The following is a 24,654-nucleotide window of genomic DNA, read 5'->3' as shown; positions in this document are numbered from 1 at the left end:
AGAAGCCTTATTGTTGTTTGACTGCAGCTGTGCTGCCCCGCAACAAAACATAGCGTTTGAAGGCGGCTTGCGCTTCGGTCATGCGGCCAGCGTGGCGCAGGGCGTGGCTGCGCATCAGCATCAAGGGCGGACACGAAGACGGCTCGTCATCCAGTTTGTCAAGCCTGTCCAATACCGACAGTGCTTCGTCACCGCGACGCTCCGAGATGAGAGCGTAGGCCAGGATGCGGAGCAGGCCGATGTCTTGAGACTGTTCGTGAGCGACCAGCCGCAACAGAGCCAGGCTCTTGGCGCTCTGTCCGCACGCAAGGTAGACATAAGAAAGCACGCAGAGCAAATCTCGCTCCGGCCCGGAGATCAGCTCGATAGCGCCGGGTTCGGAAACGATCGGCGGCTGTGTAGATGTGAAGTGTTGCACTTTGTCTGGCCCGACCATTGCTAGCCTTTGATCAAGCCGTTGTGACTCTGCCGGAGCAGGATTAAACGTTGCAGCTCCAGTTGGAGAAGGGCGGCCCCTTCACGTGGCACCAAATCCTCTGGCGCGGCTGATAGCGTATCAGCCAAACGCTCCAGAAGAAGGCCGTGTTGCTCTGGACGCAGAACATGCGAATGACGTAAGCGCGGCGTCACGAAGGAGAGCAGACTGTGCGCGAGATTGGGCTCGTTAAGCCAAGCGAGTTCCGAGCTTGGCTCGATCTGACCTGGCGGGGCGCGCGCCTCGTCTAGATTGATGCGCGAAACTGCATCGATCGAACTGAGCTCGAGCGCGCTCTCGATCGTGGCGTCCACCAACCGATCCAGCACGTCACTATGGCGAGAAATTGAGGTGTGGCTCTTGTGATCATTGCCGCGCGTCCGGTCGATCCCGATGGACTTGGCTCGAGAATTGACCCGCGTGATGGCAGATGCATGATGATCAACGTTTGGCTCCTGAAAAGAGGTGGCGGGCTCGACGGGATTGGGGGGCAGCCTAGTCATGGCACTTTGCTTCCTTACCTGCGGCCTAAAACGCTAATAGGGTAGAGTGGCAAGCCGGCCATCCCGGCTCAGCAGAACACGCCCTTCCTCAATCGCGTAGACGGTCCATCCATTGCTCAAGAGCGCGCCGACGAAATACTTTTGACCAGCAATGACAATATAGGGGTCGCTCCCGCGCCAAACAGCTTGGACCCCAATTGCGGGAGGCGTCTTCTCATCCTTGATAGCCACCGCATTGACGAGCGTATAAGCGCCATTGCTATTGTGATCAAACCGCTGCTGGACGTCTCGCCATGTGGCGAGCGAGGCGGGCGTAACTGAGCCATCGGCGGTGACAACGCCCGCCCCAGAGCCGACCTTGATGCCGACAAGTCCCGCTCTGTCAACTTCCTTTTGCAACCGTTCGGCAGCTGCATCGGTGGCCAGAGCATCAGGAGCGCTGAGCGCCAGCTTGGGCGCAATGTCCGGAGCAGGGGACGACGGACTTGACGCCACGGTGGTATCGGTCTGGACAAAACTGGATGAGACTGCGCCAACCGCGGCAGAGCTGATCAGGACCAAAGCGAGAAAGGCGAGCGATATATGCCGGCGGTCGATGGAGCCAGCTTGTTTGTAGTCCTCGATCGTCCAGCGAATGGACATCGCCCCGGCATGCAAAACGACAGGAAGAGGGACAACAATGGATTCGTTCGGTAAAACAGTCTCGTGCCCCTCGATCCTAACGTCCCTCGCAAGGGCCTCGATCTCGATTGAATTGGAATGAGGGGTGACACGAAGATGGTGCGGTTCGAGGCCTTGTTCGACGAAGATTAAGTCAGCATCGAGGCTGCTGCCAATCAGACACGATCCGACCCCCACTTTACTTGTCAGCCCGGAGTAACACCCCGACAACACTTCGAAATGCGGGCAATTTGGTTCATTCACGATCGGTTTCCTGAACAGCGAACGGAACCGTACGGCAAAACCGTACGGCCCGTGCGACTTCACAGACTAAGCAGCCGGGGAAAGTGGGGCGGCGACGTCGCCCCATCTCATCCCTTACTGCACCCGCTCATCGGCCGCTTTCTTGACGGTCGAGAGCTCGGTCGAGACGACGCGAAGTTCAACATCCCTCTCAGCAGCCTTTGTGCTGGTCAAGGTCAGAGCGGCGATTTGCCGTTGGAATGCCGCCTCTCCAGCAACTTCAGCAGCCGTGGAACCGGCTGCAGCAGTAGCGGTGCCGGCTGCCCCACCTGCAGTCGAGGTATGAGACGCACCAACGTTTTTAGACATACTATTCTCCTGTGTGCTCGAATTTCGCCGCGACGTGCGGCTCCTATTTCCTAACGTCGCAATATGCGACGTCAGGAATCCTCCTCTGTCTCGGCCATGACATCGTCGAAATGGCTCATTGCACTATTCGCAAATTGGAGAGCAACGGCTCCCAAAGCGACGCTGAACGCTTGCTGCATAGCGGCTTCTTGCGAGTTGCCGCCCATGGACGCGCCGCCATTTACGGGAATGTTTGCATCAGGCGATCCGGCATGATCGTCGCGCTCGCCAGGCTTGTGAGATCCTTTTTTGCCGCCGCTTTTGCCGCCAGCCGCATGGAGGTCAGCATCAACGTGCCCAGCGGCGCTAGAGCTCGTAACGCGCATCGGGTTCTCCTATGTCAATTCGATCGTGCCAATGGAGGCAGTTTCCGCCCTCCACTATGCAAGTATTAGCTTTCGACAAGCTGACGAGTCGTAGAAAATGTAATGAGCCGATGGTCGATCATCATTATATGTCTTCACCAGCCGACCGTATTTGAACAAGTTGCCCGCGAAAGCTGGAGATCAGATGGTTAAGACAAACAATCGTTTGTGGAGCTTGATCGGGTGAGCACGTTGCTCATCGTTTCGAAAGCTTCAATAGCGAAATATCAAAGCCACCACTAACAAAAGCGTTTTGAGGCCGACGTGCTGCAATCTCGAACTCACGTCCCTTGCGATGCCTCCGAGCTCTTTCGACAATTTGCTTGGAGTCAGGCGAAGCGGCATGGAGCTTGACCTGGTCGGAGCGAGGCGGAAAGCCAGAGTGACGGCCGATTCAGCGGCCAAGAGCGGTCTCTCGGTCCTGGCGGGCCCATAGCAGATCCGTCAATCGCGACTTACTTTCAGGGAGACCGAGCAGAAGCCCGCCACTCGAGAAAGAGCCCTTCGGACTTCTACCCGCTCTGGACGAATGTGCTCTCGATCCTTGCGCAACCGGCAGGCTCCGCGGCTGCGGCCGGTCTGTCGCGTAGTGTTAATGCATCGCGGTCTTGACAGGCGGCGTATGCAGTCGATGTGAACTTCACAGCGGCAGACTGGAGTTGAGGTCGGATTCGAACGATCGAGTGCGGCCAACATAGTTTGTACGCAGTGAAGAAGCCGAAATAAGTTCCTCGGATTCGGAGGCGGTCTCAAGTATGCTAGTAGAGCTTGCGCGACCTACTGCTCGGCAGAGAGGCCCAACCGCGCGGAGGCCGCGCAAGCTCGATTAGCGTTTCCAGCGTGATCCTGAGAAGATAGCGTCGCTCCGCCTAGGCGTTAGCGCCTGCAGCTTGCAAGCGCTCGGATTCGATGCGAGCCTTCAGGTTATTCAGATAATCCTCCGCGTAGGACTGGGCCACCGAAACCGGCAGGTTGACGCCGGCCGTCGCGGCTTCTTGAATTGCCTGCTTCACCAAGCCTTCTCGCATTGCTAATTTGACTTCAGGTCCGGCGATGCAGCCCACCGCCTGTGCCGCAAGGCTCAGCCCGGCTTCTTCCAGCGCTTGCTTTATGTTGCCGCCACTGATGGCAGTGTGAAGAAGATTTGCAGCTTGCGCCTCGGCTTCGAGCACCATTGACGCCAGATCGGCCAATTCACCCAAGCCTGGAATGAAGCCAAGTACACCGACTGCTGTCGCGGCCCAGTCGAATACCTTAGAGCCAACTTTGAGCACGTCATTAAGTGCGTGCATGAAGGCGCCACCGTTCTTTTTGGGAGACTTGATGTCGGGCTGGTCTGCCACTCCCATCGTCATGTCCGCGACCGCGTCCTGCTCGGCAGGCGTTCGGACGGCATGCGTCTTCACTTGGTGAACGGTGCGGTTCGCACCCGACATGTTGTTGAAGAACTGGTTGAAGTCGGTGTTGCTGATGTTGCCGGAATCGACCGTATGGCCGCCGCCGAAGTCGAAGAACTTATGGTGGGTTTTGTAGCCCGTAATCGCGTTGTTCATCAACCCGAACAACACAGGATCGGAGAGCAGCTGGGAGGCCGCCTTTCGCACCTCGGGCGCGAGGCTCTTGTCATCCACCATGCTCGCCAGCTTTTCCCGGGTCAGATCACCCTTCCCGAAGAAAGCGTCTTGGTTCTTGCTGATCGTATTGAGCGTATCGAGCTCGGCTTGCGTGAGATTCATCGATGATGAAGCAACCTGCAGGAAGTCCTCTTTGTGGACCTTGTCTATCGAGCCTCCGTACAAGTGCTTCCATTCATCCGGGTGGTCGAGGAAGTATTGAGCGGCCGCGAGGACCTGTGGCGGGCATTTGCCGGTCTTAGCTTCGCCGTCGACGATCCGCTTGAAATCCGCAAGGCTCAGGTTCTTAGGCAGGTTGTCGGAATACCGATAGAGCTCGCGCAATGCATCGGTCTGGGTCATCACCGATGGCTCGCCATTCCGGGTGCCGTCGGAAGGGATGTAGTTTTGCGTATAGCTCTTTGCCCGCTGCTCCTGGAAAGCAGAAACCTGAGGGTGGTGATCGGAGAAGCCGGAGAGATCACCTGCTTTGATCTTCCCGCCGCAGCGGCCGTCACCTTGCGAGCCTATCGCATAGAAGAGCTCTGGGTCCTGTTGCAGAGCCTCGATCGCCGCCTTTAGATCCGGCGGTGTGGAGGGATCGTTGGCCAAATCTCCAAGAGATTTCCAATCCAGCGGGCATTTGTCTTTGTGTCGGTTCAGCACCGACACAATCTGCAGCTCGGCATCAGTCAGCGTGCCGCTGTTCCACGTGATCCTGGAGCTTTGTACGGGTGCCTCTGCAATCTTCGGGGCGCTCGCAGCGGAGGAGGACTCCGCGGAGGATGGCTCTGGGGCCTGCTGACATGCGTCCAGTGCAGCCTTGATCTCCGGCGGGAGGATGTTCCGCACCTCCTGCGTGAGTTCCTCCGTCAGCTGCTTGGCTGAGTCTGCAGCCGGCGGATCCTGTGCAGTCGAACGGTCATCGGCATTGTCTTTCAACGAGAAACTAGCCAGCATCGCCTCGAAGTTTGAAAGATCCCGCGCCGATGAGGGTCCGGGGGCCAGCCCGGACAAGCTCGAGTTGGCGGTTAGTGACAGGTTGTTGACTGACATTATACGTCCTCTGATTTGAGATCGCACCACAAGCCGGTCATGTGGCGCAGCCCGAGAATCGCGACGAACAACGAGCAAGAAATGTCGATGGGCTTCGATGGCTCCTACCACTTGCTTCCGATTGCTCAGTGCGCCCCCAGCGCTCAGTTCCGCTACAATCTATAGGCACATCGCCGTCTAGATATTCACGCCACATGGTAGGTTCGATTAGCTTTCCAAAAGCTGACGGCGCTCAGAGGTTTCACAACGAGACGCGCAATGATGGTGTGAGAGGCGGTGATGGGTTCTCGATATCGGAATTGCCTTGCTTGTTATGCTCGATCGCTCGCCTCCGGGCCCACTAGCTCAAATTACAGAGGCCGAGTCTGCCGCTCTGCGGATGGTCACGTGCGATGATTCGTGAAACAAGGTCGCAGGTCTCCGCAGCATCTTATGGTGGAAATCACCCACGCGTAGCGACCTCGCGCCTGCGCCCCACCAGTTGGCGCTTGCGTAGATGCTCGAAGAGTCCGACGGTATTGTGCGGCCCCTATTGCCCCGAGCGGATCGAAGCTCAGCTGCACTCGGCATTCTTCATGTCATCATGCTTAGCCGCTTGGCGAGTGTTCGCTCGAACCCACAGGCCAAAGGGAAGGGTCCAGCGACGGTATGAGACGAATAAAACCTTCTTCTCGCCACCACACCCAGGATGGTGAACGTTGTTGTCCGGACACCCCTGGTAGGTATGAGATCGCGGCTTCTTAGCATTTCGATCTGAGCGGGCGTAGCTGTTTGGCCAGTGAAGACCCAGTCGTCCTTGGCGCGACGACCGTTCGCCATGGCGAAATCTCCAATTTCCGGCGGAGCAACCCCTGCGTGCAACGCGGGCCCAGCTTGAGACGGTCCAGCGTGAGGTGACCCGGCCCGCATGAGCCAAGGCTCAAGATCTTGCCAAACAAGGTCGTTGCCGAAATCGGAGGCGTCCGCGCGGTGTTGAGCGATCGGCTGTTGGGAATTGGACCGCTCGCCGCCGCTCAATGATGGCTCGACACGCGATGATCTGCCTCCGAGTTCCTGCCAAATTAGGTCCTGGCTGTATTCGGGTATTTCATGCAATGCCATTAGTTCACGCTCAAACTCCCTTGGACCGGCGGGCGATGAGGAGGAGTGGGACGCTGGGCTGTTGTCCGCCCGGCTTAGCGCGTTGAAGTCCATCCTGTTCCTCCTTTTGGACAGCGGAGTGGCTTTCATTCTTATGCGACGAAGCTCGTTTGCATGACGGACTTCGTGGAGTTGTTCAAAAGCTCGCATGAGGCGCTAAAGTGGAAAAGCACGCTCACCGATGCTGCTGGCATATTGCGCCACCCTGCGGCATCGGCCATCTACACATCCGCGCTCTGACAATGGCAGCAGTAGCTTTCGAAAAGCTGACAGAGGGCATAAGCAGACGCATTGCATCTCTTCGAGGCCATCTGTTGTCATCAAGTCATTTCTTACCTGCATCGGGTGTGTGGACCACGCCGTCTTGATGTGGTGCCTCCGGCGAAGGAGCGTCATTCGGTCGTCCTTCGCGAATGACCACGCTGGACGATCCGCGAAACAGCATCAAAACCGACTCGTGCGGCGGCTTTTCGGCACCGCTCGGGTTTCGCCGTGCCTGTGCCTCCGCCGCAAGTCCTTTTACTGTTTGCTCCACAAGCGCGACAAAGCGGGGTGGACCAGAGGCGAAGACGAGGCCATCTCCCGGTACGGGTCTCACGATGTAACGCTCGTCGGAGATGTCGAGCGCATCGAGTGCCGCCTTGAACGCATCAAAGCTGATTGGACTCAAGACCAAAAGGCGGCTTTGCGCCTCATGCGCATCGGATACGTAGAGCACCAGCCCATCGTAGTACCATTGAAGATTGTAGAGATTAATCAGCCTTTCGAGGAACTCTCGCGGTGGTAGATCCGGCATTCGCCCCCGAATCCGACCCTTCACCCCGGTGCTGATATTGACTCTGATATTTAGGTTGTTGCCGAATTCCTGCAGTGCGGCCGCGAGGTCCTGATCCAGAACTGTGTAACTATAAGGCGTCGATGGCAGCGCCAGGGGAGCGCCGAGCGCCTCGACGACGCCAAAGCAAATGAAAACACCAGCATAGAGAACTTTCTTCAAGATGTGCAGCCTTGTGGATGGGATGAGCATTCCTGCTATTTTTACACTTGAGAACAAGCACCGGAATTTGTCCCAAAATTTGGAAGCCGATGCTTCGTCCCAAATTGGAAGCTAACCGTGATCATTAGATGACAGATGCTCGTCAGTTTTTGGTCAGCTTGCTTCTCTAAGGTGCGGCCCATTCGTGTGAACGAACGGCTCATCTCACCACGTGACAGAAATGATTTCCTCCATGTTGTTTGGCGTTACGTCGATCCCTGCCAACTCCGTAGAGTGTGCCTCTAACGGCTGTTCGCCGGCGCACACTCAGTTTGGCGAGAGTCTTGCGCAGGTGGCCTCGAACCAAGGTGTCGTCTCTTCTGTGACCGAGCACGCGCCAGCTCCATCGCTGCCGGAAGTGCAGCGCGCAGTAGCGCCGGCGAGCCCGCTAGGCGATCGCGTCCTTCAGAGCATTTCTGCTATCCACCAGGGCAAACCATTTCCGTCGGGTGCAGTTTCGCCGACGCTCGTCGGCGAGCCTAATCCTACCAAGAGTCTGCAGCTTGGGCCGGCCGCACAACCGGTCTTGCGTGTGCAGCAAGTGGAGGTGCATCCAGTGGGAAAACCGGAGGGTGCGGATCATTTCGACTCGGCGCTGGCGAATCTGCGGGACGTTTACAGCGGCGTCATCCAGGTTTCGCTCATCTCCAAGGGGACAGGTGCTGTCAGTTCGTCTCTGAATAAGCTTCTATCGGCGGGCTGAGCGGGCCGTTGGCTGTCTTGACGAAAGACAAGATCGGTAATGGCCGGCCCGCAAGAAAGCGGCTTGATGCTCTCGTCCTGTTGCTGCTTTTGCTGACCCTCGCCGGTTGCAAAGCTGATCTGTATACCAAAGTTCAGGAGCGTGAAGCCAACGAGATGCTTGGGCTGCTCCTGAGCAAGGGCGTCGATGCCATCCGTGTGGTCGGTAAGGATGGGACCAGCACGATTCAGGTGGAAGAAAGGCAGCTCGCCTACTCAATCGAGCTGCTGAATGACCATGGCTTGCCGCGCCAATCCTTCAAGAGTCTTGGTGAGGTGTTCAAGGGGGCGGGCCTCGTTGCCTCTCCGGTTGAGGAGCGAGCCCGCTACGTCTATGCTCTCAGTGAAGAATTGTCGCGCACGATCAACGATATCGATGGGGTTCTCTCCGCCCGTGTTCATGTCGTTCTGCCGAAGAATGATCTTTTGCGACAGGATGCAACCCCGTCCTCGGCGTCGGTCTTCATTCGACACGCCTCGAACGCGAAGCTCTCAGCCTTGCTGCCGCAGATCAAGATGCTCGTCGCCAACAGCATCGAAGGTCTATCGTACGACAAGGTGGCGGTCGTGTTCGTGCCGGTTGAGCGAGCTCAGCATGAGGTCTCCGTTGTGCCGGCGGCAGCTTCCGCCGAACCAACCAAATTCATCGCAACTCACATTGCGATCGGTGCAGGAGGTGCGCTCGCCGCGTTGGGCATTCTATCTTACGTGCTGCTGAGCACACGTGGGCGACAGCTTCGTCAATCCTGGCGCAAAGTGACAAATCTCGGCAGAGGTGCCAGCAAGCGAGCGGTCCAGTCCGCCGGCAAAAAACCGTCCTCCGATTCGAAATAGGCGGCAAGCAGGTCCGTATCGATGGCATCCACTGACCCAAATCATTCACTCAACCCGCATCCCGATCGCCTGCGCGAGCTTGCCGCTTTGATTCATCCCGGCCGGTTTGCCGGCCATCTTGATGAGCTCCTGTCGGCCGCCACAGTGCTGCAGCTGCAGAAGACTCCGAGACTGCAGCAAAGACTGGTCGAATTGCTAGTGGGCAGTGAGCTGGTCTCGAACGGAACCGACTGGGGTAGGGACGTTCTGCTCGGGCATGATCCGCGTCGGGCGGCCCTGCTCGCCGGCAGTATCTGGCATGCCCGTTCGGTGCTCAAGCTTGTGTCAAAGCACGATGTAGCGATTCTGATCGAAAATATTGGTGCGGAAGCTCATGCTTTCGCAATCCGACACTCATCCATCGCCGTCGCAACCACATCGATTGACGATCCGCAGAAGCTCGCGAGCCAGATTGAACATGACGGATGTGCCTGCCTTGGTGCTTGGCTCAAGGACGCATCAGAGCTTGACCGTGTGCGCGTTCTTTTCCGCTTACCTGTGGGGACCACCGCCGAATCCCCAACAGCCGAACACCACAATTCAGCGGGTCAGTTACTGTCTTTGGTGGTGGCCCACTTGGCCACGGAGGAGCCAGCGGCATGACGGCCAACGAAACAGACTTGCCAGATAGCCCGCGGATACGGCCGCTTGGTCCGCTGATACCATGCGCGGAACTTGGTATCTGGTACGATGCGGTGCAGACGCTCGCGCTAGCCGAGCGATATCTGCGGCAGGTTCGCAGTTGGGCAAGGAGAGCCTATCAGCAGGAGCGGGAGCGCGGCCATTGCGAAGGTCTTAGGTCAGGCTCGGACGAAATGGCACAGCTGGTCGCCCGAGCTGCTTCCGATGTGGCCCGGCGAAAAGCCGTTCTGCAACAGGAGTTGCCACAGCTCGTGATTGAGATATTGACCGGTTTGTTGGGCTCCTTTGATCCGGGTGAGATGTTGGTAAGGACCGTTCGTCACGCCATCGAGCAAAGGTATGGCAGCGCAGAAGTATGCCTTCACGTGTCTCCTGTGAATGCTGATGCACTAAGGCGTGAATTCGTGGCGTTCGACGGAACGGATAGTCGGCCGAAAGTCAGAATTGATCCGGACCCGGCCGTGGGGCCTGACCAGTGCGTCCTGTGGAGTGAGTTCGGCAGTGTCGATTTAGGACTTGCCGCGCAGCTCCGCACATTGCGTCTCAGCCTTAATCCATCTTCTCAGGAAAGCGATCCGTGACGACGCAACGATCAGGCCATGATCAATCGGCCGGAGAAGGAGATGTGCATGCGGCGATAGCATCTCTAAGATTCGCAGCAAAGGATGTCGATACGCGTGCCGTGCGGGGACGGATCACGCGTGCGATCGGCACCTTGCTCCATGCCGTGTTGCCGGGGGCCCGTGTTGGAGAACTTTGCCTGTTGCAGGATCACGCTTCCGGATGGTCACTTCAAGCGGAAGTCATCGGTTTGCTGCCGGACGGGGTATTGCTGACGCCCATTGGCGATCTGGTAGGCTTGTCCCACCGCGCGGAAGTGCTCCCGACCGGGCGCATGCAGGAGGTGTCAGTCGGGCCCGACCTGCTCGGCCGCGTAATCGATAGCTTCGGCCGTCCACTCGATGGCAAGGGGCCGATAAAGACGATCCACACGCGTCCGCTCCGCGGCAAGGCGCCCAACCCGATGAGGCGGCGTGGCATCGAGCAGCCGTTTCCGCTCGGCGTTCGCGTGCTGGATGGACTTCTGACGTGTGGCGAAGGGCAGCGGATCGGAATCTATGGAGATGCCGGTTGCGGTAAGTCGACGCTGATGTCGCAAATCGTAAAAGGCGCGGCCGCAGATATCACCGTGGTTGCGCTCATAGGAGAGCGTGGACGCGAGGTACGCGAATTCATCGAACGTCATATTGGAGATGCCCTAGCTCGCACGATCGTTGTCGTTGAGACATCCGATCGATCGGCAATGGAGCGGGCGCAATGCGCTCATATGGCGACCGCACTCGCCGAGTATTTTCGTGATCAAGGGCTGCAGGTCGTTCTGATGATGGATTCGCTGACGCGCTTTAGCCGTGCGATGCGCGAAATCGGCCTTGCCGCAGGAGAACCTCCTACCCGGCGCGGCTTTCCTCCTTCCGTCTTTGCGCTGCTGCCTGGTCTGTTGGAGCGTGCCGGTATGGGCGAGCGGGGCTCGATCACGGCATTCTATACCGTGCTTGTCGAAGGTGACGGCACGGGCGATCCGATCGCCGAAGAGTCGCGCGGCATTCTCGATGGTCATATCATTCTTTCGCGCGCGCTGGCCTCGCGAGAGCATTTTCCCGCCATCGATGTGCTGTCGAGCCGAAGTCGTGTCATGGATGCGGTCGCCTCTGGTCCACATCGCAAGGCGGCATCCGTCTTCCGCGATCTGCTCTCGCGCTACAATGAGGCTGAGTTCCTGATCAAGGTCGGTGAATACAAGTCGGGCAGCGATCCACTGACCGATCGGGCAATCGATTCGATCGAGGAACTGCGCGCATTCTTGCGCCAAGGACAGGACGAGCCGTCTAGCTTTGAGGAGACCGTTTCATGGATGTCGCGTCTGACGGCCTAAATCTCGTGCAAGCGTCGAAATTGCGGCTGGTGAAAGACATGAGAGAGCGAAGCGCGCTTCGTGAATTGTCGAACATGGAAGCCAGGCGCCGAATTGCGGTCGAAGCGCTGCAGCGAGCGTCTGAGAATCTTGAAGGCGCGGAGAATCGTCGCGCCAAGGTCGAAGCTGAACTTTATCAGGAGCTGGCGTCGCTCAAGACGATGTCCGTGACCGAGCTCGATCGTCGCTGTCAACTCGTCCTTGGGCGACTGGCAGCACAGATCGAATCGGCACGCCAGGCGCGTGAGCAGGCGCGCGTCGCGCATGAGCAGGCTCAGCGGTCAGTGAATGAGGCGCGGACCATATGGGCCAAGCGTTCGGCGGCGAGCCAGAAATGGGAGGAGATTGAGGGCGATGTCCAGCGCACCACCGTTGTGCGTTCGGAGTGTGCAGCCGAAATCGATGCCGACGACGAGGTTTTGCTCCGATATCAGGGTGGTTCGCGCAGCCAAGCGGTCGGTGGCTCGAACTGATGGCTCGTTCTCTTATGACGTCGCGAGCTGCCGTGGAACCTGTCGGTAAATGCCGTGGGTGAACCCGCATTATTTCAGCCAGCGGTAAAGTTGTCGCATGGCGTGGTCTCGTGGCTCAACGAGGTCGCCGCACCACGCACGGTTCTGCAGAGCCGCCTTGGCGATAAGCCGCTATCGATCCGTATAAGCCGGCTTGTTTGGCAGGCCGAGCCATATGCCATGTCGATGCTCGACTGCGTATTTTGCGCCGGAGGCGAGACCGCTGTCTTGTCCTTGCCCCGCCTTCTCGTCGAGGCGCTGATTTCAATGGTCCAGTATGGCCTTACTTTACCTTCCGACCCAACCCGCTCGCTGCTTCTAGAACTTGCTCTGGAACCTTGGCTCGCTCGATTAGAGATCATGCTCGCGCGGAATTTGCAGCTGATCCGCATCGAAGACGCGACGGCCAAAGACCCCTATTTGGAGTTCGACGTTACTTTCGGACCGCTGGCGGCAAAGGCCCGCCTGTTCTTGTTCGCGCCACTTGACGGTCTGGTTCCGTCTGCGTTTCGTGTGTTAGGCGAGTTGATCGGCCAATTACCGCGAGACTTAGGCAAGATTTCTTCGGAATTGCCGGTCGTGATTGCGAGAGAGATCGGCTCGCTGCGGGCGCCCGTCAGGCTTCTTCGTCAAGCACAGGCCGGCGACGCACTGCTGCCCGACGTCATTCCATTTGCCCATGGCCAGCTCATCCTCGCTGCGGACAAGTTGTGGGCGCCGGCGCACGTCGCGGGCGACAGACTTATCCTTCGGGGACCATTCCGCCTGCAGTCCCATCCTCTAAGGTATGCAAATATGACGATACGACCCCAAGCGGAGCAAGCAATCCCGCCATCGGAAGCCGACATCGACAGTGTTGAGATCACGCTTGTGTTCGAATGCGGCCGCTGGCCCATCCCGCTGGGTACGTTGAGAAGCATCAGCGAGGGGCACGTGTTCGAGCTTGGCCGGCAGCTGGACGGTCCGGTCGACATTGTCGCCAACGGTCAATTGATCGGCCGCGGCGACATCGTACGTGTCGGTGAAGCGTTGGGCATCCGGTTACGTAGCAGGTTGGCGGTCAATGGTTGACATTCAACCGAGCATCCTTGCGCTTGTTGCGACGACCGTCGGCCTTGGCCTGTTGACGTTCGCAGTCGTCACAACGACGGCGTTCATCAAGGTTTCCGTTGTTCTCTTCCTGATCCGCAACGCGCTCGGCACTCAGTCCATACCACCGAACATCGTTCTGTATGGCGCTGCATTGATCCTCACCGTGTTCATAGACGCCCCGGTATTCGAGCAAACATACAACCGCGTGACCGATATGCAACTTCGTTACCAAACCGCCGACGACTGGTTGACCGCCGCCAAGGAGGGCAGCGAGCCGCTGCGCGCCCATCTCAAGAAGTTCACCACTGAGGAGCAGCGCACGTTCTTCCTGTCGTCGACGGAACATATCTGGTCGGAGGAGATGCGCGGCAACGCAACAGCCGATGATTTTGCGATCCTCGTGCCGTCCTTTTTGATCTCGGAGCTTAAGCGCGCGTTTGAAATCGGTTTCCTTCTCTATCTTCCGTTCATCACAATTGACCTGATTGTGACGACAATTCTGATGGCCATGGGCATGTCAATGGTGTCACCAACAATGATATCCGTTCCTTTCAAGCTTTTTCTGTTCGTCACAATCGACGGCTGGTCACGGCTCATGCACGGATTGGTCTTAAGCTACGCATCTGCGGGGAGTTGAGATGCACGAGGCCAGCATCCTCACCCACCTGAGCCGATCACTGGTCCTGTTCATGATCTGGGTTCTACCGCCGCTCCTGGCAGCCCTCGTGGCGGGATTGGGTATCGGCATCGTGCAGGCAGCAACCCAGCTCCAGGATCAAACCTTGCCGCTTACCGTGAAGCTCCTCGTCGTCGTCGCCGTGCTCGTTCTGTTTGCTCCGGTGCTGAGCGCGCCGCTGATCGAGCAAGCCCAGCAGATCTTCACTGAGTTCCCCGCGCTCACAGCGAGGTATTAGGGCGCGGAACGCACGGCTGTCTAAGTTTTAGCTATAGCGCGCGTTTGTCGGCCTTGATCGTGAACCACAAAAGGGCGAGTTCGTCAGCTTATCGAAAGCTCGCCTCACTAGCATGCGACGGATAGATATCCGAACTGTCCTGTTCGGCTCCGTGAGCCTGCCGTATTCGGAGGAAGAATGACCCTATTTGGAAGTTCTATCCATTCGATTTGGGTTTTGCTTACGACGTGACGGAATTACCTGCTGAGACCTGGTCCTCGATGCATTGCCTAGCGAGTTGTCGACGCAGTGAACGGGCGAACCGCTTTGATTGCAAGCGGCCCCACGATTCTGGCGTTCTGGTGAATGAGCCTGCGAATGAAGGTGCCGCTCGAGCCGATCTCCATAGACTGCGAAATTGATGGAAGCTTTGAGGCCCTCAGATCTCCAAACCGCGCTGCGGCCGGTGAGAGCAGAAGAAGCGTGGCTTGTAGGCGCGCAGCGGCGCGATTTCGCCGGTGCTCTCATCGAATGGTCATACCTCTGCGCCGGATGGCTGTAGTCATATGGATGGTTGAAGCCGAAGTCATCTGCCTTGTGGGAGACCTGTCGCTCTGCAACCGCTCGGACACGAGATCTGCAGAGTTCTTGACGTCTCACATCATGGCGACGTGAGTGCGACGGTTGCATTGGCTGAAGGAACGCCGAGCTGAGCTCAAATGGATGCCTTGTCACCTACCGAGACGCAAACTCTGATTCAGACTGCTGTCGAGTTCGTCGTTGCGGCCGGACTTGGCGGGGCCCGGGCCCTCGGCATTATGCTGGTTCTTCCGGTATTCACGCGACCGCACATTAGCGGGATTATCCGCGCAAGCGCGACGGTTGTGATTGGATTGCCTTGCTTGATGCAGATCAGGAACGGCTTGCAGACACTAGATCCGGGTACCCGTATGGTTGCGATCTCGCTCCTCGGCTTGAAGGAGATATTTATCGGCCTGCTGTTCGGTTTTCTGCTTAGTATACCACTCTGGAGCATCCAGGCCGTTGGTGACATCATTGATACCCAGCGCGGCATCTCCAACCAGGTGGACGATCCTGCCACACGCAGTCAAGCCGCCCCGATGGGGCTCTTTCTCGGGACTGCCGCGGTTACGATCTTCGTTGTATCAGGAGGTCTGCAGACCATGGTCAGATGCCTCTATGGAAGTTATCTGATCTGGCCCGTATATCGGCTGCTACCGCCCCTGACCCACCACGGGGCAATGGAGTTTATCGGGCTTCTCGACCATATCATGCATACGACCCTCGTGGTCGCCGGGCCCGTGCTGGCTCTGCTGCTTCTGATCGACGTATCCCTCATGCTGCTCGGGCGCTTTGCGCCGCAAATCAAGCTGAACGATCTCTCTCCGACCATCAAGAATGCCGCCTTTGGCATCATTATGGCCAGCTACGCCGTCTTCCTGATCGAATATATGGGAGCAGAGATCATTCGGTTCAACGGCGTGCTGGAGTGGCTCGAGAAGTTCTTGAAATGAACGACACGAGCGAAGAGAAAAACCTTCCACCAAGTCACAAGAAGCTGAGGGACGCGCGGAAGAAAGGGCAGAGCCCGCGCAGCGCCGACTTTGTTACCGCGGCAAGCCTTTGCGCTGGTTTCGGCTGCCTGTGCTTCAGGGCGAGCCCGATCGAAGACGGATGGCGCGAAGCCGTGCGGCTCACCGACAAGCTGCAGGAACAGCCCTTCAACAGTGCGGCCCGGCAGGCGTTGGTCGGATTGATGGACCTTTCTATAACAGCCGCGGCTCCCATCCTAGGTGCGGCGGTTGCTGCGGCGATTGTGGCCGGTGTCTTGGCCGGCGGCGGGCTGACGATTTCGGTTGAGCCGCTTAAACCCAGCTTTGAGAAATTGGACCCCGTCAAAGGGCTGAAGCGGATTGTCTCCCAGCGGTCGGTTGTCGAGCTTGGAAAGTCTATCGTCAAAGTTTTGGTTCTTGGCGCTACGTTCGTTTTCACTGTGCTCGCAAGTTGGAGGGCACTGGTATACTTGCCCGTGTGCGATTTGAGCTGCTTTGGTTTTGTCTTTAAAGAGCTCAAAGTGCTGATCGCGATTGCTGCCGGCGCTCTTCTGATTGGCGGCTTGGCCGATCTGCTCATTCAGCGTTGGTTGTTCTTGCGCGACATGCGCATGACGCAGAGCGAAGCCAAGCGCGAGTCCAAGGAACAGGATGGTAATCCGCAGATCAAGGGTGAACACCGCAGGCTCCGCCGGGAGTCGGCGAACGAGTCTCCGCTCGGCATTCATCGGGCGACAGTGATACTGACCGGGCGAGCGACATTGATTGGACTGCGCTACGTTCGGGGCGAGACCGGCGTCCCGGTATTGGTGTGCCGCGGCGAGGGCGAAACGGCTTCACAGTTACTGGCGGAGGCGCGCGCCCAACGTCTGAGCATTGTCGAGGATCATGTGTTGGCGCGTCAGCTGATCCGGAAGGGTGCGATGGGCAAGGCCGTTCCGATGGAGTGTTTCGAGAGGGTTGCAAAGGCAGTCTTTGCCGCCGGCCTAGTTTAGCGTCGCGCAAAACAGCGATGCGCTCAAATCTCTGGTCAACGACCCAACTGTCCCAGAACCTGATCGGCAAGCTGCACGATCCCAAGAAAAGGACCGGGCAAAAATTGGATTCCAGGAGGCTCGTCGGCCGATTCCAAGACCGATATGGACAAGAATGGCCAACCGATGTTCATGCTGCTCGGGTCTTACGAGCCGCTTATTGGATTTCTGGCGCAACCCTGCTATGCGTTTCATTCTCCAAATTGCTCCTGTTGCCCGCCGACGTGGCCCCACGTGCGGTGAAGGGAAGCACTGCACGATCACCACTGGTCGGCATGACAGCGCCATTGCCTAACAAGTCGCCAGGTTCATTGACCATGACCGCAAGGTTATTCCGGACTGAGCAGCCAAGGGTTGGATTGAACGAATTGTCGTTCACTGTAGGAGCGACGATGGAGAGCGAGGGGCAGACCGGAGGATGGGCTTCGAAAGTGATCGCTTCGATCCTCACCCCGGAACGAGCCGGCAAATCCACACGAGAAGCGGACAGGTGGATGTTGTAGGTGGCAACGCCCATGGCGCGAGCCTCGTGGGCCACCTGTGCAATGAGTCTGGGTGGGCCGATGACACCCACATGGAGGGCATCCCGCCGGCCGCGACTGGTCGCTGCAATAAAGCTTCGCAGCCGATGCCGTTCGGGGCCACGAAGGCTCTGCAGGAACAGCACGCTACTCTTCTGCTCGACCCGGATCTCTTGGTCAGCCGGCGCGGGCTGGATCGAGGCAGTATTTGCGCAGCCCCCCAATGTTGCTCCAATAACGATCGGGTAGCACAGATGTCGCAAAGTCATTTGGCGATCCTCATTCGATAATAAAGCCGGCGCTGCCGGTCAATCCTGGTGTGCTGGCGCGAGGCGCATCGCGATCTCGCGGCGGCCGGGCCACCGTGTTTGTCAAAATCCGCCCCGCATCTGAGGGCGGTGCGATGCGGTCGCTTGGCGCACTCATCTTGTTCGGGTTCGATGCGGGCCGTACGATGTAGGGCGTGACAATAATGACCAGCTCGGTTTCACGTTTTTGAAACGATGAGGAGCGAAAAAGCGCGCCCAGGATCGGCACATCGCCGAGCCAGGGAAACTCGCCGATATCAGTGTTGAAGTTGCGCCTGATGAGGCCGCCGATTGCAAAGCTCTGACCGCTGGCGAGCTCGACCACGGTGCTGGCCCGCCGAGTCGAGAGGGCAGGGACCGCCATGCCATTGATTTTGACCTCGCCTTCGCTCGACAATTCGCTGACTTCGGGCTTCACACGGACAATGATCTGATTATTGTTGAGAACCGTCGGAACGAACTCGAGGCTCACGCCGAACTGGCGAAATTGGACGGACACCTGCCGGTTGTCCTGCATCACCGGAATGGGGAATTCGCCGCCGGCGAGGAAGCTTGCGGCTTCGCCGGACATGGCCGTTAGATTCGGCTCAGCCAGGATTGAGGCGAGGTGCTCGCTCGCGAGAGCGTCGAGAACAGCGCTCAGGTTGGTATTGCCGGCGCTAAACCCAATCCCGATCGTGCCGCCGCCGCCGGCCGCGCCGGACCCGCCCCCTTTGCCGGTCACAAGGAAAGCGCCGTTTGGGCTCGAGGCCGTGAAGTTGATGTTGAGATCCTTGACGGCGCTGCGGGAGACTTCTGCCACCCGTACGCTGAGATTCACTTGCAATGAGCCGGCGACCTGGATCTTGTTGACAACCAGCGCGCCCGCACCAAGAAACTGCTCGGTGACCTTCCTGGCGGTCTCGACGACATCGGCACTAGGCGCCGTACCGCTAAGGATCGCGCCGCGCGGGGTATAGCTGACCTGAATTGGATAGTCGCCGACCTCGGCCTTAAGCGCGGCCCGCAGATCCTCGATCGGTTGGGTAACGACAACACGCAGCTCGGCGAGAGCCTCTCCGTTGTCGTTCAGGGCAAACAGGCTCGTCCGTCCGGCCTTTTTGCCAAACACGAAAATCGTGGTGTTCGATGGCGCCTGATAATCCGCAATCGCCGGGTCGGCTATAAAAATGCTCGCAGCCGGTCCGGTCAGATGAACTGTTTTACCCTGTGAGGAGGTTAGGTTGAGCGTGCCGGTGGTGCTGCCTGGCGCCGCGCGTGGCGGTTCTCCCTTGCCATCCCGCTTTGTCTGAGCTGTGACTGCAAGCGGAAATAGCAGAGCGACTGCGCACAGCACGTAGCAGAGGCGGGGAAAAGCGGCACACTGCAACCCGCTGGCGACCATCGACGGCTCATCAGTGCCGGCGGCATTGTTAATGACGTTCAAGGGAGTGTAGCTTTCAAGTTGGATCGGCTTAGGCAGCCGATGCTGCGCCAATGAGTTCAAGAGTGTAACCGACACCGCGCGCGGTCTTGATCCTTAGCGTTGCACCGGCCTGGCTCAAATGCGTGCGTAAGCGATAAATCCCGACTTCCAGCGCATTGGTCGAGACCTCGTCGTCAAATGCATACAAGCTATCTTCGAGCGATGCGCGCGGCACGGTACGGCCGGCGCGGTTGAGCAGATGTTCAAGAATGCACACTTCGCGGCGCGCAATTCTCAGTATTCGACCACCGACCGAGACCTGTCGCGCGATCGGATCGAAATGCAGATTCCCGAATGTCACTACCGGCGCCATCATCTGCGTTGACCGTCGCAAAATGGCCCGCATGCGAGCAATGAGTTCGTCGATAGACACGGGCTTGGGCAGAAAATCATCCGCGCCCGCATTGAAAATTGCAATCCGCCGTCCGAGATCATTGAGACTGCTCATCATCACCGCCGGCATTGACCGTCCCTCGCGCCGCAGCTGCTTCAGCCAGTCCAATCCGTCTCCATCGGGCAAATCCGTTTCGACCAGGACCATGTGGTAGTTCGCGCAATCGAGCGCGGCCGCCGCCTCATCCAGCGTGCGTGTCACGTCGACGGCGAAGCCGCAATTTAAGAGCGCTTCCTTCACGGCGCGGGCAAAGTCCGCATGATGATCAACCAGGAGAATTCGCATTTCATCGCCTCTCGTCCATCCACGTCAAGACCTGAGCGCGTCACGATTGACCATGGGCTCGATGGAACTGAGAGGCGGCTGGATTGGTGTGAATTTGAACAGCCCGAAACGAGAGGGCGGAACATGTTGACAGTCGATCCGTCTCTGCCGGTCCATTGTCGTCAGATGGACCACGGACCCCTCGGGGCTGCTTACGACCTCGGCGCCGCTCAACATGCCGCTCATGCGAGCAAGAGAGCTGATTCTGTTTGAACCGCGGCAGCTCGCTGACGCGTTCGCAGGCCGATCACAGCCGTTCTTGCGTGCACTGAGCCAACGCCTGCAGTGCGAATAGCGCCAGGCCGCGCAATCGTAACCAAAGCGCGGGAGACGATCGGATTTGTGACTGAACAGATGAGCGAAACCGACATTTGGAAACTTCCCCAATTCGTCTTGGTCTGCGGTCAGTCTTGCTGGGCTGTTGAGCCTGTCGTGTCGTGAAGTCACGACAATGCAAGTCTTTCCGCATTCGAAGACACATCACGCGACGCACCTGGCCAATGGCTTCACAGGCTGAGATGCTCGACGAAACGATCAATGCCCCTCCCGGTTTGAAGAACACCCTCTCGCAGCCGACTCTTTGCACGCAAGACGTCGACCGCCCTGAAGTTCCGTCGCGCCCGAGGTCCCCTCGTCCGCCGCAGCCCAGCGGAAGCTGCGAACGATCCAATCGAGCTCCTCGTGGTTGTCATCGCGCATAGATCCAGGTGACTACACCAGCACCATTTCGTCTTTCGGGGTGCACGGCGCCAGAATGTTCGGGTCTCGCCCAGTAAGGGCCAGATGGCGACCGCCAGCGTTCCGGAGAGGAGCAGTCCAGCAGCGTGAGGGACGGAGCGGCTTAGCATTGTGCTTTTGAGACGTTCGCAATTCTTGCTACCTGTCAGGAAGGGTACACGCGAGCTGGTTCTGTGTCGCGGGGCTGTCGGAAATCCTACAATCTGACGCTAGGTGAGATTCAAGTGCTTTGACCGCTGGTCGTAGCAGTGCTCTCGACCTCGCAAGCATTCTGAAACGATGGCGACCTCTGAAGCCAGACTATCGACCTGCGGAACGCTCGGCCCTCTCGCCAGGGTCATGAGCGTTTCGTCGGTCCAATAAGGCGTAGCTTGAGCCAAAGCCGATGACAGTGTGTGAAGGCAGTCGTCTTTGCTAGGCCTTAAGGCGTGACCTCACGGTCGTCAGAGATCTCATGCGTGTCAATCTAGCAAGGAGACGGTGGCGAGATGCCTCTATGTGACGCACAGGGACAGCTAACTTCTGGGATGCAGACGCCGGAGCGCGCAAGCCGATTTGACCGGAAAGGGACTGAAGAAGGAATCGATTGCCAAGGGACATCCTTGAATGCTGCCTCCATACATCACGAGAGATTATGGGGCTTTAGGCGCGATCGACAAAATCGATTGTTTTGATGGAACGCATCCAGGTAGCGAATAGCTTTGGAATGAGTCGAATAGATTCTGTCAACGACGCGAACGGTCAGCTGGACGGAAGCCGCGCGAAGCGACGGATCATAATAGGGTGCTACCTTGTGCCTTCCGACATTGGTGTTCGATCAGGCCGAGATCGGGTCCCCTGATTGAGCTTTTTCGGACCGCCGCGTCAGGTTCGCTCCACCACCTCATTGCGGACGCGTCATCTAGGGAGACGGTGCACAGCAAGGCGGACGAACTGGCGCTTGCGGCTGGTCGAATTTCTTTCCTGGATCGTCTCCTTATGCAGATGTGAGAACAGCATTCTCTCGCCCGTTAGGACTGCGACGGACAAGCGCAACCGGCTGCCGTTTTGTGGTTTCCAAGCGGAGGAGACGCTGCATCAAATCGTTCAAGTCGGCGCGCGAAGCTAAGTCACTCCAGCAAACCTGACCTACGAGGTTGTGATGTCGGAATAGCCATCACGGCGACTTGCGCCTCGTTGCGACAGGCTGCTTTTGTACCGGCGCGAGCGCGCGTGTGTCTGGAAGCAGACAAACGGCTTGCGAGCACGACGTCCTTAAAAGCGCAATCTGCGGTACTTATCGAGGGAGAAGAGCATATGAAGTTTACTGGCCGAGCACTACCGATCCTATTGTCCTTGCTTTCGGCCGCGAGCGTGAGCGCGCCGGCGAGAGCCGATGAGCCCTCGCCGAAATACACTGAGGTGCTCAGTGCCCTCCAGGCGGGGAAGAATGTAAAGCTCATACTGGACATGAGCCGCTGTACCACAGCGGAGGGTGGCAAGCCTGCGTCCGCGACGCAAGCCGGTCTGGTCATCACTGCCTTCAGGGTGACCGTCCATAATGGCATCAGCTTCGCCAATGCTCATCAAACGGTCGACAGCTCCGGGCATGCCGTGACCGAGTACATCCGCCATAGCCTTAGCCGCGAAGGCAAGCTGACGGTGCGAGCCTCGAAACTTGTCGTCGGGACCACCGAACTCGTGAACCAGGGAGAATTCATCTGCGAACTGCCGGATGGCGCAAAGTTCATCTGGTAACGAAGAGCACAGAGCAGGGGGCGCTTCGAAGACTTAATCCTTTCGTGCGGACACCTTCGCACGGATACCAATCCTTTCGATCGTCAGGAAAGATCAGAGTGTTTCTGACGGTCGTTTCGTCGGACGAGGATCAAGTTGTACGAACTTGCTGCTCAGGTAACTCATGAGGGCCGCCGATCTCCATTCCATCTCAGGGATTGGAAGGTCGGCGGTTCAGGTAGTCGTCTTATGGGCGGACCCAAGGCTCTCAGTTGAACGCTTCAGATGAGTTCGAAGGACGTCCTCACGCTGCGGTTATCGTAAGAACATTATTCCCAAGTCGCTCCAGCCGCGGGCCCGCAATGATGACGACCTTAGGCCCGGGTGCGCTCTTATCTTTCATCCGCCTCTTTTTGGGATCCTTTCACCTGAAATCGCAGTACTGCCGAATGCAGCCACAAGGTGAATGAACGATCCCGCTTAAGATCATCTGGGCTGGCTGCTATGGGTTTGCTCACCGCTCGTAAACTGCGTTCGGGCGCAGATCTAAGCTCTCTGAGCAAACGATCCGTGGTTTCGAAAGCTTGAGCATCCGCCCGAGGTGCCGACGAGCACCTCGTTCAGCCAAATTGCGGCCAACGGAAGAGAAGAGCGCGGCCGTCGGTTGGGCTGATTTCGTTGTATCGATCCATGCTGCGGTCGGCGGGCATGACTACCTCGTTCTATCGCTACTCATGTTAGCTTCGCAAAACCTGACCTGGCCAGACGGAAAGCTAAAGTGAATAATGATCGGCACGGGCCCTTCCAACCCGAGGATAAGTGGGCGAACTTTAGAGACCATACAGGTTTGGGCTGAAACTCTCATTCCAAGCGCGGAACGCGGCCGGTCGCCCGCGCTGGCCAGTTGGACCGGAGTATTATTGGTAGCGCGAAACGCTGCGTTCGATGTTTCCGAGCGCCGGAAAAGGCAAATCACCCTTTCCGTAGCCTGTACCACTCAGCCTTTTGTTCCTGACTTTCTATATGGATTAGATGCGCTAGCGGTCCGATAGTCGTCCAGGTTTCCGCCCAGAAATAGTACCTCACGCTCCTCAGTCGGGGTATCAGTCATCCATGCCAGAGCGGGTTCATCATTCTCAGTCCCGTCCTAGAGAATACTGACGATCTCTTCCGCCGTCCAAGTTGTGACCCTCGGCACCGTGTAGGTGTGCAACTCATTCGCGTTTTCCGCGATGACTTTGGCGCCATACTCGTTGTCATCGTCCGGCGAAAGGAGCAGTTGTGAGGCCTCCTCTGACAGCGACACAAAAGGCGAACAACTGGTATCGCCCCTCACGTGCTCTGCCGCTGCGCGACCCAGATCAAGTCGTTGGCCTCCCCAGATATTCCAAGGGGCGGCGTCGTAACGCAAAGCCGCCATGGAACGCAAATGGGCCATCGCGCTTAGACGGTCCAACGCATGTGGTTTGCAATGACTGGCGTGGTTTTGAAAGCGCTGCAGCTCCGGGTATGACGATGCCATCACGTCGTCGTAAACGCGGCCACTATCGACGCGGTCGACTGACGATCCACTCACTCGTGACCATTTTGCTGATCTTTGCGCAGCGAGTTCGATTTCTCTTCTGAGTTCCGCAATGTTCGCGCACGTCAGCGTTGCGGCAAGTTGAGCGCGCGTTCTGACAAAGGATGGAGCCGTGCACCGTTCATTCTCCAGTATAGCTTGCGCTCTCTTGTTACCATCCGTTACCGTCCGGTTCGATCCAGCCACGGGTGAAGCCGATGCTGCGAGGATTGGCTGAGACTCTTTAAGCCGCTGCTCAAAGTCTGCTTGCGCTGTCTCTTCCTGTCGCGGCTCGAGGTGATGCATCCGAGCCTCGGATCGGTTGACGTCCTCAAATGGGTCCATACCCTTCTCCCTTTGGTAGCCTTGTCAATATCATTCGTACGAAGTTGATCCGATAAGGATCAGAAACCGAGACCCGCGCAATGTCGATAAAACACACCGAGGCTGTTCTCGAGCGGATCGGTGTGTTGAGGGCGTGCGGGCTGGACTGACCGGGGATCCAAGTCATTCTTCTGTTCCAGAGTTTGGGCCATCAAGTCGGCCTCCTGTCCGGACAAAGTCTTGCCATGCTAGAAGGGTTAGCTGTCGAACACCTGGCCAGCCTCATTGAAGAAATTCGGGGCCCTTCCGAGTATGCCAGCGAGCCTGTTGTTCATTGCAGAGCGGAGTTTGGGAGATGGGGCCATCGTCGGTATCCGCTCCACGGCAGCGCCGTGTGAAGGTCCGGGAGAAGCAGCGCGGCGGAAGCGCGGCTATCGGTGGGCTTGAGCGGCGTGGAGAAGTATGCCTGGG

Annotated in this window: 23 protein-coding genes; 12 read left to right on the top strand and 11 right to left on the bottom strand. The window is 58.0% G+C overall.

Annotated features, from left to right (window positions below; all coding sequences use genetic code 11):
• Positions 1-7 precede the first annotated feature (7 nt).
• From I6F09_RS28875 to I6F09_RS28845, 7 genes are all read right to left on the bottom strand, one after another.
• Entirely contained in the window at positions 8-436 is a 429-nt protein-coding gene (locus tag I6F09_RS28875) for a histidine kinase (protein WP_225129517.1), read from the bottom strand.
• Between the two features lie 2 nt (positions 437-438).
• Positions 439-978, bottom strand: a complete 540-nt coding sequence (locus tag I6F09_RS28870; RefSeq protein ID WP_225129515.1) for a hypothetical protein — start codon at positions 976-978, stop codon at positions 439-441.
• A gap of 33 nt (positions 979-1,011) precedes the next feature.
• Positions 1,012-1,902, bottom strand: coding sequence for an FHA domain-containing protein (locus tag I6F09_RS28865; protein WP_225189611.1), 891 nt, complete (start codon positions 1,900-1,902; stop codon positions 1,012-1,014).
• Between the two features lie 114 nt (positions 1,903-2,016).
• Complete coding sequence (locus I6F09_RS28860; protein ID WP_225129511.1) at positions 2,017-2,250, bottom strand: nodulation protein NopA; 234 nt, start codon at positions 2,248-2,250, stop codon at positions 2,017-2,019.
• 71 nt (positions 2,251-2,321) lie between these two features.
• Positions 2,322-2,615, bottom strand: a complete 294-nt coding sequence (locus I6F09_RS28855; protein ID WP_225144504.1) for a hypothetical protein — start codon at positions 2,613-2,615, stop codon at positions 2,322-2,324.
• 908 nt (positions 2,616-3,523) lie between these two features.
• Entirely contained in the window at positions 3,524-5,227 is a 1,704-nt protein-coding gene (locus I6F09_RS28850; protein WP_225144564.1) for an HrpF/NolX family T3SS translocon protein, read from the bottom strand.
• 1,561 nt (positions 5,228-6,788) lie between these two features.
• A complete protein-coding gene (locus I6F09_RS28845) occupies positions 6,789-7,490 on the bottom strand; it encodes a secretin N-terminal domain-containing protein (protein WP_225189610.1) in 702 nt (233 codons plus the stop codon).
• A 190-nt stretch (positions 7,491-7,680) separates the two neighbouring features.
• On the opposite strand from I6F09_RS28845, the gene I6F09_RS28840 reads away from it, so the two are divergent.
• The 11 genes from I6F09_RS28840 (at position 7,681) to I6F09_RS28790 (ending at position 16,793) form a co-directional block, all read left to right on the top strand.
• Positions 7,681-8,202, top strand: a complete 522-nt coding sequence (locus I6F09_RS28840; RefSeq protein WP_225129506.1) for a nodulation protein NolB — start codon at positions 7,681-7,683, stop codon at positions 8,200-8,202.
• 17 nt (positions 8,203-8,219) lie between these two features.
• Positions 8,220-9,074 (top strand): type III secretion inner membrane ring lipoprotein SctJ, encoded by an 855-nt coding sequence (gene sctJ, locus I6F09_RS28835; RefSeq protein WP_225189609.1) that lies wholly within the window; start codon positions 8,220-8,222, stop codon positions 9,072-9,074.
• 21 nt (positions 9,075-9,095) lie between these two features.
• The gene (locus I6F09_RS28830) at positions 9,096-9,716 is read left to right on the top strand and encodes a nodulation protein NolU (protein ID WP_225189608.1); all 621 of its coding nucleotides are present in this window, start codon (positions 9,096-9,098) and stop codon (positions 9,714-9,716) included.
• Positions 9,713-10,336 carry a type III secretion system stator protein SctL gene (sctL, locus tag I6F09_RS28825; protein ID WP_225172932.1) on the top strand — a complete coding sequence of 208 codons (624 nt, stop codon included), beginning with the start codon at positions 9,713-9,715 and terminating at the stop codon, positions 10,334-10,336. The genes I6F09_RS28830 and sctL overlap by 4 nt, the downstream gene beginning before the upstream one ends.
• Complete coding sequence (gene sctN / locus I6F09_RS28820) at positions 10,333-11,688, top strand: type III secretion system ATPase SctN (RefSeq protein WP_346730135.1); 1,356 nt, start codon at positions 10,333-10,335, stop codon at positions 11,686-11,688. The genes sctL and sctN overlap by 4 nt, the downstream gene beginning before the upstream one ends.
• Positions 11,664-12,200, top strand: a complete 537-nt coding sequence (locus I6F09_RS28815) for a hypothetical protein (protein WP_225189607.1) — start codon at positions 11,664-11,666, stop codon at positions 12,198-12,200. Before sctN ends, I6F09_RS28815 begins: the two co-directional genes overlap by 25 nt.
• A gap of 54 nt (positions 12,201-12,254) precedes the next feature.
• Positions 12,255-13,310 carry a type III secretion system cytoplasmic ring protein SctQ gene (sctQ, locus tag I6F09_RS28810; protein WP_225189606.1) on the top strand — a complete coding sequence of 352 codons (1,056 nt, stop codon included), beginning with the start codon at positions 12,255-12,257 and terminating at the stop codon, positions 13,308-13,310.
• Entirely contained in the window at positions 13,303-13,968 is a 666-nt protein-coding gene (sctR, locus tag I6F09_RS28805; RefSeq protein ID WP_225144509.1) for a type III secretion system export apparatus subunit SctR, read from the top strand. Before sctQ ends, sctR begins: the two co-directional genes overlap by 8 nt.
• A gap of 1 nt (position 13,969) precedes the next feature.
• A complete protein-coding gene (locus tag I6F09_RS28800; RefSeq protein WP_225129493.1) occupies positions 13,970-14,245 on the top strand; it encodes a flagellar biosynthetic protein FliQ in 276 nt (91 codons plus the stop codon).
• Between the two features lie 698 nt (positions 14,246-14,943).
• A complete protein-coding gene (sctT, locus tag I6F09_RS28795) occupies positions 14,944-15,759 on the top strand; it encodes a type III secretion system export apparatus subunit SctT (RefSeq protein WP_225189605.1) in 816 nt (271 codons plus the stop codon).
• Positions 15,756-16,793 carry an EscU/YscU/HrcU family type III secretion system export apparatus switch protein gene (locus tag I6F09_RS28790; RefSeq protein WP_225189604.1) on the top strand — a complete coding sequence of 346 codons (1,038 nt, stop codon included), beginning with the start codon at positions 15,756-15,758 and terminating at the stop codon, positions 16,791-16,793. Before sctT ends, I6F09_RS28790 begins: the two co-directional genes overlap by 4 nt.
• A 196-nt stretch (positions 16,794-16,989) precedes the next feature.
• On the opposite strand, the gene I6F09_RS28785 is transcribed toward I6F09_RS28790, so the two are convergent.
• The 3 genes from I6F09_RS28785 to I6F09_RS28775 are packed head-to-tail and all read right to left on the bottom strand — an operon-like array spanning position 16,990 to position 19,805.
• Positions 16,990-17,622 carry a CpaD family pilus assembly lipoprotein gene (locus tag I6F09_RS28785; RefSeq protein WP_225189603.1) on the bottom strand — a complete coding sequence of 211 codons (633 nt, stop codon included), beginning with the start codon at positions 17,620-17,622 and terminating at the stop codon, positions 16,990-16,992.
• 10 nt (positions 17,623-17,632) lie between these two features.
• Positions 17,633-19,087 carry a type II and III secretion system protein family protein gene (locus I6F09_RS28780; RefSeq protein WP_225189602.1) on the bottom strand — a complete coding sequence of 485 codons (1,455 nt, stop codon included), beginning with the start codon at positions 19,085-19,087 and terminating at the stop codon, positions 17,633-17,635.
• Between the two features lie 28 nt (positions 19,088-19,115).
• Entirely contained in the window at positions 19,116-19,805 is a 690-nt protein-coding gene (locus I6F09_RS28775) for a response regulator transcription factor (RefSeq protein ID WP_225129483.1), read from the bottom strand.
• Between the two features lie 2,073 nt (positions 19,806-21,878).
• On the opposite strand from I6F09_RS28775, the gene I6F09_RS28770 reads away from it, so the two are divergent.
• Positions 21,879-22,319, top strand: coding sequence for a VirK family protein (locus I6F09_RS28770; protein WP_225144512.1), 441 nt, complete (start codon positions 21,879-21,881; stop codon positions 22,317-22,319).
• A gap of 1,126 nt (positions 22,320-23,445) precedes the next feature.
• Here I6F09_RS28770 and I6F09_RS28765 read toward each other — a convergent pair.
• Positions 23,446-24,204, bottom strand: a complete 759-nt coding sequence (locus tag I6F09_RS28765) for a hypothetical protein (RefSeq protein WP_225189601.1) — start codon at positions 24,202-24,204, stop codon at positions 23,446-23,448.
• Between the last annotated feature and the right edge of the window lie 450 nt (positions 24,205-24,654).

The organism is Bradyrhizobium sp. IC3195, from assembly GCF_020193585.1.
Classification (GTDB): Bacteria; Pseudomonadota; Alphaproteobacteria; order Rhizobiales; family Xanthobacteraceae; genus Bradyrhizobium; species Bradyrhizobium yuanmingense.
The sequence above is the reverse complement of the archived record's forward strand: the minus strand, read 5'-3'. Positions and strand labels throughout refer to the sequence as shown.